Source organism: Bacillus cereus group sp. Bce019, assembly GCF_051781745.1.
GTDB lineage: Bacteria > Bacillota > Bacilli > Bacillales > Bacillaceae_G > Bacillus_A > Bacillus_A cereus.
In genome coordinates this window covers 1-263 of record NZ_JBPWJX010000185.1, presented here as the reverse complement: position 1 = coordinate 263, position 263 = coordinate 1, and the positions used below count along the sequence as shown (strand labels likewise).

Sequence of the window (263 nt, the reverse complement as noted above, 5' to 3'; positions counted from 1 at the left end):
GCGATAGGGATACCGATGACATTGTAGGCGAAGGCCCAGAAGAGATTTTGCTGGATATTGCGGATGGTGGCGCGTGACAGTTGAATAGCGGTCGCTACATCCGTCAGCTTATTGCGCATGAGGACGATATCCGCTGATTCGATAGCCACATCGGTACCATTTCCAATGGCCATACCGATGTGAGCCTGGGCTAGGGCTGGGGCATCATTGATACCGTCACCAACCATGGCTACATGGCGGCCGGCTGCTTGAAGATTTTTGAC

At 53.2% G+C, this 263-nt stretch carries 1 protein-coding gene; it reads right to left on the bottom strand.

What is annotated here, in order from left to right; all coding sequences use genetic code 11:
* Positions 1 to 263 (bottom strand): HAD-IC family P-type ATPase (locus ACS2QP_RS27940; RefSeq protein ID WP_438883094.1); only part of this gene is annotated, 263 nt, incomplete at both ends.